Here is an 11,776-nt window from a genome sequence, read left to right as displayed (position 1 = left end):
ATATAAGATTAAAATTGAATATTGGGAGTGATAAAAATGGACATTATAAGAAAAAATCTTAAAAAATATGAATTAGCAATATTTTTTATGATGACTTTTTGTTTAGTTGGACAATGTGGGGAATTTTATATGTTTTTTCAAAAAATCTTTAATAATGGTTATACTTATTTTCAGGAACACAGCAGTTATTTTGTTGTTCAAATTATACTGGGATTAATAGTTTTGTTGTTCGTTATATCTGACATGATTAGAAAACCATTAATTACTATGCAAAAAGATGCAGGTAAATTTATATAAAAGAAAATTTACCTGCATCTAAATTGTCTTTAGTATTTTCTGTATATACCTACTAACTTACCTATAACATCACAATTAGGAACAATTATAGGATCCATTGTTTTGTTTTCTGGTTGAAGTCGTATATGGTCTTTTTCTAAGAAAAACCTTTTTATTGTAGCTTCACCATCAACTAATGCTATTACTATATCACCATTGTGAGCAGTAGAGGCTTTTTCTATAATGGCTAAATCTCCATTATATATTCCAGCTTCTATCATACTTTCGCCATTTACATGTAATATAAACAATTCTTTATTGCTTTTTACAAAATTAAGAGGTAAAGTAAAATACTCTTCAATATTTTCTACTGCTAAAATAGGTTGACCAGCAGTTACATTACCAACAATAGGAATATCAACCATTTCCTTTTTTATTAATGAATCTTTTAATATTTCGATTGCTCTTGGCTTAGTAGCATCTCTTCTTATGTAGCCCTTTTTCTCTAATTTTGATAAATGATTGTGTACTGTAGAAGTAGATTTCAAACCAACAGCTTTACAAATTTCTCTTACAGAAGGGGGGTAACCTCTACTTTGAATCTCATTTTTAATAAATTCATATATTTGTTGCTGTTTATTACTTCCTTTTGCCATAATTAATACCACTCCTTAATTATATTTGAATTATACCATATAAAACATCAAATAGCAAACTTATGTTCCCAATAAAGAGGAGCTTTAGTATTGGCAAGTTTAAAGTAAAAGTGTTGATTATTTAAAGGGGATTTGATATAATATACAATTGTAAAATTTGATAGTAAAGAAGGAGAAAATTTATGACAAAGTATTGTATATTTGATAAGAATAAAGTTTGCGACGATTGTGGAGAATGTTATAAATGCGAATTAGATCCTAAAAAAACATGTGATAATTGTGGTAAATGCATGGAATTAGAAGGGTATGACGTAAAGCAAATAAAGATTGATGAAGTTTTAGAAACTCCTGATGAAGTTAAACAATATAAAAAGGAATCATATGAAGAAAATATTCAAAATATATTAGATAATATGAATTTAACAGACGAGGAAAAGAAAAAGGTTGAAGAATTTAAGAAAAAAATTGAAGAAAACAAAAATAAAGTGAATGATGATGATAATTTGGAAATGGAATATATTGATGATAATGAAGGTATAAAAGATATATTAAATGATGAAAGTAAATTTAAAAATATGGCGGATGAAGTATTCCCTGGATTTATCAAAATAAATGGAAAGCTTAAATAATTAAGCTTTCCATTTATTTTTTTATGCAGTATATGTCTTTGTCATTTATTTCAATGATATCGTATACAATATTAATTTAAAATTAAATTAATTACTTCCTCTTTTATTAAGGCGGATTTATGAGAATATCGATGCAAATAAGGACTTTTATTGCTCATTATCAATGATTCTCAATTACAACTCAAATGAAAATAAAAATATAACTATAGTTAACTAGTTAACTATAGTTATATCAACGGTTTAAAAGTTAATTGAGTATTTGATTAATTATTCAACTTTATCAGTAAAAAAATACTGTCTAGCGAAGGGAAATGATATATTGCGTAAGAAACATTTGAACAAAGTTTACAAGTTCTTAGCTTTGCGAATTTGAAAAAAGTCATTTTTAAATTACTGATTCCTATGGAATATTAATTAAAAAATCTTTTTTTCAATATGAGTAAAGATTAGAACTTGTTACTGAAGTGAAAGGTTTCTAAGCAATATATCAATTTCCGCAGTGGTTGCTTTTCACCTGCGAAAATTGAGTTAATTATCATCTATATTGGCCAAAGGATTTGAATTGACAGCTTGTCTTAATTTTTCATCATCAACATGAGTATAAATTTGAGTGGTAGATATATTTTCATGGCCCAAAATCTTTTGAAGACTTCTAATATCTACTTTGCCATACTTGTACATAAGAGTAGCTGCAGTATGCCTTAATTTGTGAGGGGTACATTTTTCTTTATTTAACCCAGCTTTTTTTATGTACTTTTTCACCATAATTTGTATTGTTCGCTTGTTTATCCTTCTATTATTTCTGCTTAGAAATAGGGCATCTTTATCTTCTAACGATAAAGGCTTTTTAGACTTTGAAAGCTGCTGAGATCTTATTACGAGATAATCATTTATAGATTTGATACAAGCGCTATTTAAATAAATAGTTCTTTCTTTGTTGCCTTTACCTATGATAGTTAATGTATCGGTTTTTATCTTTGAAATATTTATGCTGCACAGCTCTGAAATTCTTAATCCACAGTTTAAAAATAAAGTTATTATGCAGTGGTCTCTGATTCCATTAGAACTACTGCTATCTATAGCACTTAAAAGCTGTTTACTTTCCTCTAATGTTAAATAAACTGGATTTCTTTTATCGATTTTTGGAGATTCAAGGTCTGCTGCAGGATTTTCATTAATTACTTTAGCTTTGGTAGAAAGATATTTAAAAAAAGACTTTAAAGTAGCTACTTTTCTAGCTCTAGCATAGGAACCATTAGCTCTATATTCCTCTACAAAGGAAAGAAAAGCATATAAATCAGATAAAGCAATCTGAGATAAAAAAGTATCATCTATATCACTTATTTGTACATTTTCAAATTCATCAGCATTTGATAAACCTTTGTATAATTTTAAAAAACGAAAGAACATCATCATATCTAATTTGTAAGCTTTAATTGTATTAGGAGATTTGCCTTTAATGGTACTTAAATAATTTAAAAATTCTCTTAAACATACAGGAAGATTATTTTGCTGAAGCTGTTTGATGTTATATTTCATAGTTTACCTCCATTCTTAGTGCGAATTTCGCGAAATGTATATTTCGCGAAATAAGATTTCTACAAAAGGGGTGAAAAATCCTTCTTATTTGTATATTTTTTTAGAATTAAACTCTTTCATGGACTTATAAATATACTTTTGAATGATTTAAAAATCAAATTTAGTATCAAATTTGATTTTATAATATAAATTTAAAATATAGTTAGCAATTTAAATATAATATAAATTTCACTATTTCACAAATTATTTCCCAAAATTTCAGAAGGTAATTTAAAGAAATTGATTTTAGTATACGGAATAGTTATTATGTAAACTAGTCATGAATAAATATTCTATTAAAAAATCGTAAAGGTACATATTGCATAAAAAGCCTTGAGTTTATATTTTTTCAATAACAAGAAAGATTGAAATCTAAATTAAGATTTCAATCTTTCTATAAATATTATATAAAGAGTTATACGTTAACTACCCCTTCTGCTCCTAAAACTTCTTTGTTTTGTTCTAAAACTGGTTTTACATATTCATCTATAAATTCGCTTACTTGAATTGGCGCTCTTCCTGTAAATTTAACAGGATCGATAATTTCTAAAATTTCTTTTTCACTCATTTTGAATGATTTATCTTTAATGATTAGTTGTATTAAATTATTGTCTAATCCCTCTTGTTTTACTCTTTTAGAAGCTTGCATAGAATACTCTCTTATTTTTTCGTGAAGATCTTGTCTATCTCCCCCTCTTTTAACAGCTTCCATAAGTATATTTTCTGTAGCCATAAAAGGTAATTCTCTATTAACGTGAGCTGCAATTACTTTATCATATACAACTAAGTTACTAGAAACATTTAAGTATAGATTCAATACTCCATCTAATGCTAAGAAAGCTTCAGATACTGCTATTCTTTTGTTTGCGGAATCATCTAACGTTCTTTCGAACCATTGAGTAGAAGCTGTAATAGCTGGATTTAATGAATCCACGATGATATATCTTGATAAAGCCCCTATTCTTTCGGATCTCATAGGGTTTCTTTTATAAGCCATAGCGGATGAACCAACTTGTTTCTTTCCAAATGGTTCTTCGACTTCTTTCATGTTTTGAAGTAGTCTTAAATCGTTACTAAATTTGTATGCACTTTGAGCTACTGTAGAAAGAGCATTTAACACTAAAGAATCTATTTTTCTTGTATATGTTTGGCCTGTAACAGGAAAAGATGCATGAAATTCCATTTTTTCTGTAACTAATTTATCTAAATTTTTAACCTTTTCACTGTTTCCTTCGAAAAGTTTCATAAAACTAGCTTGAGTTCCTGTTGTACCTTTAACTCCTCTAAGTCTTATTTGACCTAATACAAAATCAATGCTTTGTAAATCTATTAATAGTTCCTCAATCCATAACGTAGCTCTCTTCCCTACTGTAGTTAATTGAGCAGGCTGTAAATGTGTAAAGCCTAGAGTAGGTAAATCTTTATAATTTAAAGCAAATTTGCTTAAAGAATCAATTACGTTTATGACTTTATTCTTAACAAGCTTAAGAGCTTCTTTCATTATTATAAGGTCTGTATTGTCCCCTACATAACAGCTAGTAGCTCCTAAGTGTATTATTCCTTTTGCATTTGGACATTGCACTCCATAAGCATATACATGGCTCATAACGTCGTGACGTATCTCTTTTTCTTTTGCTTCTGCTACTTCGTAATTTATATTATCCATATTACTTTTTAATTCAGCTATTTGTTCATCAGTTATATTCAAACCTAATTCTTTTTCACTTTCTGCTAATGCAACCCATAATTTTCTCCAAGTTTTAAACTTTTTATCTTGGGAAAATAAATATGACATTTCTTTTGAAGCGTATCTTTCTCCTAAAGGTGATGTATAACTATCTCTCATTTTAAAACCTCCGATGCGTATAAAATTAGTAAATGTTTGTTCATAATTCATATTATATCATACTATTTGAAAATAAGTAACAAAATTGTTCGTATAATTTTTTAAAAATATTTTTATTGCTATCATCTAAGTTAACAAGGTTAACTATAAACTAAGCTTTATATTATATAGATTCACATTACCTGTACAGCCAATGTAAAACTATTTAAAAAAAGTTTAGTTCTCATATGTAAATATTAAATTTATAATCTGTCTATCTAATAAAGCTCAGTGTTCTACAGCTATATAAGAATAAGTTTTATAAGTCTACTATTACATACAGCATATACTTGATTCATAATTATTATGATATATTATGATTAATTTTAAAACAATTACTTTAAAATAATATTTAAATTACAGTAAGTTAACTAGTTAACTTACTTAAAAATATGTTTAAACTTAATTTGAATTTGTAAGTTTTATTCAAAACAAAATAAATTCACAGCTTTGATTATACCATATTACAACATTTTTTTTATCATTAACTCAATTTTTATAAGTAAAATTATAAAATTATAAAATATGTTCTAATATATATGATTGAAAAATATAATTTACTAAGTAATAAAGAAATAAGTATATAAATAATATTTAACAAAAAGGAGGAGCCAAGGATACTTATGTATAAATTCAGTTTGATTGATAAAATTTCTTTTATATTAGTAATTATCGGAGCGTTAAATTGGGGATTAAAAGGATTGACAAATATTGATTTGGTTTACTTATTATTTGGAGGTTCAGCAGTACTTACAAGAATAATATATATATTAATTGGAGTAGCTGGTATAAACATGCTTATTTTCTTAATAAAGAGTAGAGACATGAAGTGAAGTTGTGGTAAAATAATAAGAAAATTTTATTATCAAAATTAAATTTAAGTTTCTTTTAAATATTTCTGTTATAATTATTATGACAGAAATATTTTACTAAGGATGTGATTTGTATGTATATTATGGATTATCATGTACATTCCACCAATTCATTTGATGGTAAATCAAAAATAAACGATATTTGTAGAAGAGCTGTACAAAAAGGAATTAAAGAAATTTGTTTTACTGAACATTTCTCTGTAGATCCTGTAATACCAACCTATGGATATATAAATTTAGATTCATATTCAAAAGAAATTGAAGAAAATAAAAACTTGTTTAAAGATAAACTTGTTATAAAAAAAGGACTTGAAATATGTGAGCCTCACTTAAATTATGAGAAACTTCAAGAAGAATTAAATAATCAAGAATTAGATTTTATAATAGGTTCTGTACATAATATAAATAAAACAAAATTAAGAAAGTATATACAAGGTAAGAATAACAAAGACGCATATAGAGGCTTTTTTAAAGAAGTTTATTTACTTGCTTGTTCTAGTAATATTGATATAATTGGTCACTTAGATTTATTAAAAAGATATGCATATAATGATTTAGGAAATTATAAGTTTTTAGAGTCTGCTGATATAATTGAAGCTATTTTAAAAAAGGTTATAGAAAGAAATATAGGAATAGAAATTAATACTTCTGGTTTTAGAAGTGATGTAAAAGAAATGTTCCCTTCTGTGGATGTATTAAAGATGTATAAAAGCTTAGGAGGAGAAATAATCACTATAGGTTCAGATTCTCATAGTGCAGAATTAGTTGGAGAGGATCTAAATAATGCGTTGGATTTACTTAAGTATTGTGGATTTAGATATATTTTTAAATATAATAGAAGAAAACCAGAAGCTATAAAAATTTGAAGAATTATATGAAAAGTGAATGCAATATTACTCGAGAAAATTTTCTCGAGTTTTTTTATGCAATATATGTCTTTATTATGTTATAGTTAAATACTATTTTTCAGTCCATTGCTATAACCGTTAAGACTTACGGCTCTATATAAGCCAGGTTTTTGAAAATAAAATTCGCAATATTTAAAATTATTATTTTTATGAATATTTTTTAAATTAATATTGTATATATAGTACAGCTTATTGTATTATATAGACATGTAGAATTTAATGTGACAACAGATTATGAAAATTAATTTATTAGTAATTAAAATAATTTTTGGAGGTTGATGCAAATGAGTAAAAATGTAAATATTGACTGGAATAACTTAGGATTTAGTTATATAAAAACTGATTTCCGATATATTTCAACTTGGAAAAATGGACAGTGGGACGAAGGTAAATTAGTCGAAGATAACATGATTTCTATAAGCGAAGCTTCAACTGCTCTTCATTATGGACAACAGTGCTTTGAAGGATTAAAAGCTTATCGTACAAAAGAAGGAAAAATTCAACTGTTTAGACCAGATCAAAATTCTAAACGTATGAATAATAGTTGTAAACGTGTATTAATGCCAGAAATATCAGAAGAAAAATTTATAGATGCATGTATTAAGGTTGTTAAAGCAAATGAACATTATGTTCCACCTTATGGTACAGGTGCAACTCTTTATTTAAGACCTTTTGTAATAGGTGTTGGTAATAATATTGGAGTAAAACCTGCTCCAGAATATATCTTCTGTGTTTTCTGTCTTCCTGTAGGACCTTATTTCAAAGGCGGAATGTGTCCAGTAAACTTTACTATAGCAGATTATGATAGAGCAGCACCTTATGGCACAGGTGCTGCAAAAGTTGGAGGAAACTATGCTGGAAGTATGCTTCCACACAAATTAGCAACAAAAACAGGATTTGCAGATTGTATATACCTTGATCCTGCAACTCATACAAAGATAGAAGAAGTTGGCGCAGCGAATTTCTTTGGAATAACTAAAGATGATAAATTTGTAACTCCAAAATCTCCATCAATACTTCCAAGCATAACTAAGTATTCTTTATTACATATAGCTAAAGAATATTTAAATATGGAGACTGAAGAAAGAGATGTTTTAATTGATAACCTTGATGAATTTAAAGAAGCAGGTGCATGTGGAACAGCTGCTGTAATAACTCCTATTGGCGGTATTGAATATAAAGGAAAACTTCATGTATTCCACAGCGAAACTGAAGTAGCTCCAATAACTAAAAAACTTTATAATACACTTTATGGAATACAGTTAGGAGATGTTGAAGCTCCAGAAGGATGGATTGTGGAAGTTAAATAGAACGTTTGTTCTCCTCCCCTGTTTTTTGCATATTTATAACTTATACTCTAGAAAATACTTGTACATCCATTAGGTTACTAACATATTAACTATAGAATTGTATAAGCTATAAGTAAAACAAAAGAGGAGGTAATATATATGTCATATCAAAAATTAGTTCCAGAAGCTAAGAAAGGTTTAAATAAATTTAAAATGGAAGTTGCTAGAGAATTAAATGTACCATTAAGTGATTATAATGGTGAGCTTACTTCTAAACAGAATGGTTCTGTTGGTGGAGAAATGGTAAAAAGAATGGTCGATCAATACGAAAAAAATCTATAATTTTAACTAGTTAATTTATATTTGCATATATTAAAAAAGATAAGAAATTTAAAAATTTCTTATCTTTTTTACGAGTACAGAACAAATGTTCTATACTCGTATTTTTTGCATATTTATTTTTAGGTACACTTTAATTTTGCATAGTTTTTTCTAACGTATCTATACTTAAAGGTTTATAAAAATAATACCCTTGTATCATGTCACAATTCATATCTTTTAATAATTCTGATTGATCTTTGTATTCTACACCTTCAGCAACAACTTCTAGTTTAATTTTATGAGCTAAGTGTATAATACCATCTGTAATATCTTTTGCTTCTAGAGAAGTGGTAATATCATCAATAAAAGACTTGTCAATTTTAACAGTATCAATTGGAAGTTTTCTCAAATAGTTTAAAGAAGAATATCCTGTTCCAAAATCATCAAGTGCAATTTTCAATCCCATTTTTTTAAATTCTTTTAATAGTTGTATGTTGTCATGTAAATTTTTCATTAAAACACTTTCTGTTATTTCAAATTGAAGAAATTCAGGATTTGTATTAGTTTCTTGTAAAATATTCTTAACTGTTTTCATCAAATCCTGTTGTTGAAGTTGAATAGATGATATATTTATAGAAATAGTATTAAAATTATATCCTTTATTTTCCCATTTTTTCTTTTGTATACAAACTGATTTTAACACCCATTTAAAAATATTATGTATAATACCAGTTTGCTCTGATATTGGTATAAATTCATAAGGAGAAATCTTTCCTAGTGTTTCACTATTCCATCGTAAAAGAGCTTCAGCGCCCCTAATTTTACCTGATTTTAAATCTACTTGAGGTTGATAATATATATCCAATTCGCCTCTACTTAAAGCAGTTCTTAACCCATTTTCAATTTCTATTTTTCTAGAAATATCATTGCTTAAGTTTTTATCAAAAAAACAATATCTATTTTTACCTAAAAACTTCGCTTTGTACATTGCAGTATCTGCATTTTTTATTATTAAATTTACATTATCCCCTTCTGTGGGATAAATTATTATTCCTATACTTGCAGAGATATATACTTGTTTTTTACCTATTTTAAATTTACTATTAAACATATTAAGTATTGTTTGCGCTATATTAGCAGCTTCAGTATGATGTATTACCTCAGGAAGCAATATTAAAAATTCATCCCCACCAAATCGTGCTATTACATCACCTTGATTTACATATTGCTTTAAGTTATTACTAATTTTTTTTAAAAGCATATCACCATAATTATGACCTAAAGAATCATTAATTTTTTTAAAATCATCTAAATCTAAAAATAGTACTGTTCCCCTATGGTTTTTTTCTAATTCATGTTTAAGTTGATTTGTAAAAAATAATCTATTTGGGAGCTTAGTGAGGTGATCATAGTAGGCTAAGTTTTGTATTTTTTCATATGCTTTAGAAAGTTCATTATAACTTTTCTCAAGATTTTTTTCAGATTTTTTTATCATAAAATAAAGCATAAGTGAGGTGAAACAAACAAATAAGTATCCTTTGATACTACCAATCAAGACAAAAATGTGTATTTTTTCAATTAAATGAAACAATAAGCTATCAGAAAAAAAGATCCAAAGCAAACTTACTATAGCGTAAATAATGGAAATCTTCAATGGAGTCTTATTTATATTCATAATAATAAAATCCCCTCTATTTTTTTATTTATTATAATAAAATATATACTAATTTTTTGTATAGTACAATAACTTTATACTGTTTTTTAAAAATTAGTGACTTAATTTATAACAAATTTGACAAAACTATAGGATAAGGATAAAATTATATAAGTTTTTTATTATCATTAAGTTACAAAGGAGAATGTTATGACAATTTTATTTGATAAGTTAGGAATAAATTTAAATTTAGTAAAAGGATTAGAAAAAGAAAATATAACTAAACCCACAGATATTCAGATAAAAACAATACCATTAGCGCTGCAGAATAAAGATATAATAGGTCAATCAGAAACAGGAAGTGGAAAAACATTAGCTTATTTACTACCTATATTTGAAAAAATAGATAGTTCTAAAAGAGAAATGCAGGCTATTGTATTAGCACCAACTCATGAATTAGCAATGCAGATAAATGAAGAGATAAAGATTCTAAGTGACAATTCAAAAGTTCCAATAACCTCTACTACAATAATAGGAGAAGTAAATGTAAAAAGACAAATTGAAAAACTAAAAGAAAAACCTCACATAATAGTAGGTTCTTCAGGAAGAATACTTGAACTTATAAAAAAGAAAAAAATAAAAGCACATACTATCAAAACTATTGTTATAGATGAAGGAGATAGACTTTTAAATCCCAATAATATAAACAATGTAAAAGCTATCATAAAAACTACAATGAGAGATAGACAATTAATGGCGTTTTCTGCTACTATAAATGAAAAAACAATAAACATAGCAAAAGATTTAATGAAAGAACCAGAAGTTATAAAAATTAAACAAAAAAAAGAAGTTAACAGTAATATTAATCATTTATACTTAGTTGGTGAACAAAGAGATAAAATTCAAATTTTAAGAAAACTTGTAGCTGCTTTAAAACCCAAAAAAGCTCTTGTATTTATAAATAAAAGTCAAGAAATTGAAGTAACTACAGCAAAACTTCAATATCACCACATTAAAGCATACGGTATATATGGTAATGCATCAAAAGAGGAACGAAAAAAAGCTTTAGAAGGTATAAGAAGCGGCAAATTTGAACTCCTAGTAGCGTCAGATATAGCTGCTAGAGGATTAGATATAAAAGGTGTAACACATATCTTTAATTTAGATTTACCGTCTGATTCTAAGGATTATCTACATAGAGTAGGTAGAACTGGTAGAGCAGGCAAGTTAGGTACTGCTATTTCTATAGTTACAAAAAAAGAAATAAGTTTAATTAAAAGGTATGAAAAAGACTTTAATATAGAAATTTTACCTAAGAAATTATATAAAGGTTCTCTAATAGACTTTGGTAAAAAACAAAACTTAAAATAAAGATTAAAATAAAGTAAAAAGTAGAAAGTTTAAAGTAGAAATGTGGATGTTTTTCTAAAGGAAAAACTTTTTATTAGAATTATTTAATTTAGGCAAAGCTTAAATTATAATGTATTACTCTCCGAAAGTTGATTTTTGGAGAGTTTTCTTTTTTACACAAAATGAAGGTTGATTTTTGCTAAGACAAAAATTTAAAATTATTAACTCAACTTTTGCAGTAAAAAAATACTGCTTAGCGAAGGAAAATGATATATTGTGTAAGAAACATTTGAACAAAGTTTACAAGTTCTTAGCTTTACGAATTTGAAAAAAGTTATTTTTTAATTACTGATTCCTA

11 protein-coding genes are annotated in these 11,776 nt (G+C 26.5%); 7 read left to right on the top strand and 4 right to left on the bottom strand.

The window, feature by feature from the left end:
- Positions 1–36 precede the first annotated feature (36 nt).
- The gene (locus ACFIJ5_RS09720) at positions 37–297 is read left to right on the top strand and encodes a hypothetical protein (RefSeq protein WP_379806467.1); all 261 of its coding nucleotides are present in this window, start codon (positions 37–39) and stop codon (positions 295–297) included.
- Between the two features lie 29 nt (positions 298–326).
- Here ACFIJ5_RS09720 and lexA read toward each other — a convergent pair whose 3' ends face one another.
- Complete coding sequence (gene lexA, locus ACFIJ5_RS09715) at positions 327–932, bottom strand: transcriptional repressor LexA (protein WP_379806465.1); 606 nt, start codon at positions 930–932, stop codon at positions 327–329.
- 182 nt (positions 933–1,114) lie between these two features.
- On the opposite strand from lexA, the gene ACFIJ5_RS09710 reads away from it, so the two are divergent.
- The gene (locus ACFIJ5_RS09710; RefSeq protein ID WP_379806463.1) at positions 1,115–1,561 is read left to right on the top strand and encodes a hypothetical protein; all 447 of its coding nucleotides are present in this window, start codon (positions 1,115–1,117) and stop codon (positions 1,559–1,561) included.
- 528 nt (positions 1,562–2,089) lie between these two features.
- Here the strand turns inward: ACFIJ5_RS09710 and ACFIJ5_RS09705 are convergent.
- Both ACFIJ5_RS09705 and purB read right to left on the bottom strand, forming a co-directional pair.
- Positions 2,090–3,100: a tyrosine recombinase XerC gene (locus ACFIJ5_RS09705; RefSeq protein ID WP_379806461.1), complete on the bottom strand. Its 1,011-nt coding sequence runs from the start codon at positions 3,098–3,100 to the stop codon at positions 2,090–2,092.
- A 454-nt stretch (positions 3,101–3,554) separates the two neighbouring features.
- Positions 3,555–4,985: an adenylosuccinate lyase gene (gene purB / locus ACFIJ5_RS09700; protein ID WP_379806459.1), complete on the bottom strand. Its 1,431-nt coding sequence runs from the start codon at positions 4,983–4,985 to the stop codon at positions 3,555–3,557.
- Between the two features lie 662 nt (positions 4,986–5,647).
- Here purB and ACFIJ5_RS09695 point away from each other — a divergent pair.
- From ACFIJ5_RS09695 to ACFIJ5_RS09680, 4 genes are all read left to right on the top strand, one after another.
- The gene (locus tag ACFIJ5_RS09695; protein WP_379806457.1) at positions 5,648–5,857 is read left to right on the top strand and encodes a DUF378 domain-containing protein; all 210 of its coding nucleotides are present in this window, start codon (positions 5,648–5,650) and stop codon (positions 5,855–5,857) included.
- A 113-nt stretch (positions 5,858–5,970) separates the two neighbouring features.
- A complete protein-coding gene (locus ACFIJ5_RS09690) occupies positions 5,971–6,762 on the top strand; it encodes a histidinol-phosphatase HisJ family protein (protein ID WP_379806455.1) in 792 nt (263 codons plus the stop codon).
- A 326-nt stretch (positions 6,763–7,088) separates the two neighbouring features.
- Complete coding sequence (locus ACFIJ5_RS09685) at positions 7,089–8,114, top strand: branched-chain amino acid aminotransferase (RefSeq protein WP_379806453.1); 1,026 nt, start codon at positions 7,089–7,091, stop codon at positions 8,112–8,114.
- A gap of 138 nt (positions 8,115–8,252) precedes the next feature.
- A complete protein-coding gene (locus ACFIJ5_RS09680) occupies positions 8,253–8,435 on the top strand; it encodes an alpha/beta-type small acid-soluble spore protein (protein ID WP_379806451.1) in 183 nt (60 codons plus the stop codon).
- 130 nt (positions 8,436–8,565) lie between these two features.
- Here ACFIJ5_RS09680 and ACFIJ5_RS09675 read toward each other — a convergent pair whose 3' ends face one another.
- The gene (locus tag ACFIJ5_RS09675) at positions 8,566–9,921 is read right to left on the bottom strand and encodes a putative bifunctional diguanylate cyclase/phosphodiesterase (protein ID WP_379806449.1); all 1,356 of its coding nucleotides are present in this window, start codon (positions 9,919–9,921) and stop codon (positions 8,566–8,568) included.
- A 357-nt stretch (positions 9,922–10,278) separates the two neighbouring features.
- Between ACFIJ5_RS09675 and ACFIJ5_RS09670 the strand changes: the two genes are divergently transcribed.
- A complete protein-coding gene (locus ACFIJ5_RS09670; protein WP_379806447.1) occupies positions 10,279–11,439 on the top strand; it encodes a DEAD/DEAH box helicase in 1,161 nt (386 codons plus the stop codon).
- Positions 11,440–11,776 lie beyond the last annotated feature (337 nt).

It is taken from the genome of Haloimpatiens myeolchijeotgali (genome assembly GCF_042688525.2).
Taxonomy (GTDB): domain Bacteria; phylum Bacillota; class Clostridia; order Clostridiales; family Clostridiaceae; genus Haloimpatiens.
This window is presented reverse-complemented; position numbering and strand designations above follow the sequence as displayed.

What these genes read in the sequence shown, in the direction of transcription:
- ACFIJ5_RS09720 (WP_379806467.1), top strand. Translation starts at nt 37, where the DNA reads ATGGACATTATAAGAAAAAATCTTAAAAAATATGAATTAGCAATATTT.
- lexA (WP_379806465.1), bottom strand. Translation starts at nt 932, where the DNA reads ATGGCAAAAGGAAGTAATAAACAGCAACAAATATATGAATTTATTAAA.
- ACFIJ5_RS09710 (WP_379806463.1), top strand. Translation starts at nt 1,115, where the DNA reads ATGACAAAGTATTGTATATTTGATAAGAATAAAGTTTGCGACGATTGT.
- ACFIJ5_RS09705 (WP_379806461.1), bottom strand. Translation starts at nt 3,100, where the DNA reads ATGAAATATAACATCAAACAGCTTCAGCAAAATAATCTTCCTGTATGT.
- purB (WP_379806459.1), bottom strand. Translation starts at nt 4,985, where the DNA reads ATGAGAGATAGTTATACATCACCTTTAGGAGAAAGATACGCTTCAAAA.
- ACFIJ5_RS09695 (WP_379806457.1), top strand. Translation starts at nt 5,648, where the DNA reads ATGTATAAATTCAGTTTGATTGATAAAATTTCTTTTATATTAGTAATT.
- ACFIJ5_RS09690 (WP_379806455.1), top strand. Translation starts at nt 5,971, where the DNA reads ATGTATATTATGGATTATCATGTACATTCCACCAATTCATTTGATGGT.
- ACFIJ5_RS09685 (WP_379806453.1), top strand. Translation starts at nt 7,089, where the DNA reads ATGAGTAAAAATGTAAATATTGACTGGAATAACTTAGGATTTAGTTAT.
- ACFIJ5_RS09680 (WP_379806451.1), top strand. Translation starts at nt 8,253, where the DNA reads ATGTCATATCAAAAATTAGTTCCAGAAGCTAAGAAAGGTTTAAATAAA.
- ACFIJ5_RS09675 (WP_379806449.1), bottom strand. Translation starts at nt 9,921, where the DNA reads ATGCTTTATTTTATGATAAAAAAATCTGAAAAAAATCTTGAGAAAAGT.
- ACFIJ5_RS09670 (WP_379806447.1), top strand. Translation starts at nt 10,279, where the DNA reads ATGACAATTTTATTTGATAAGTTAGGAATAAATTTAAATTTAGTAAAA.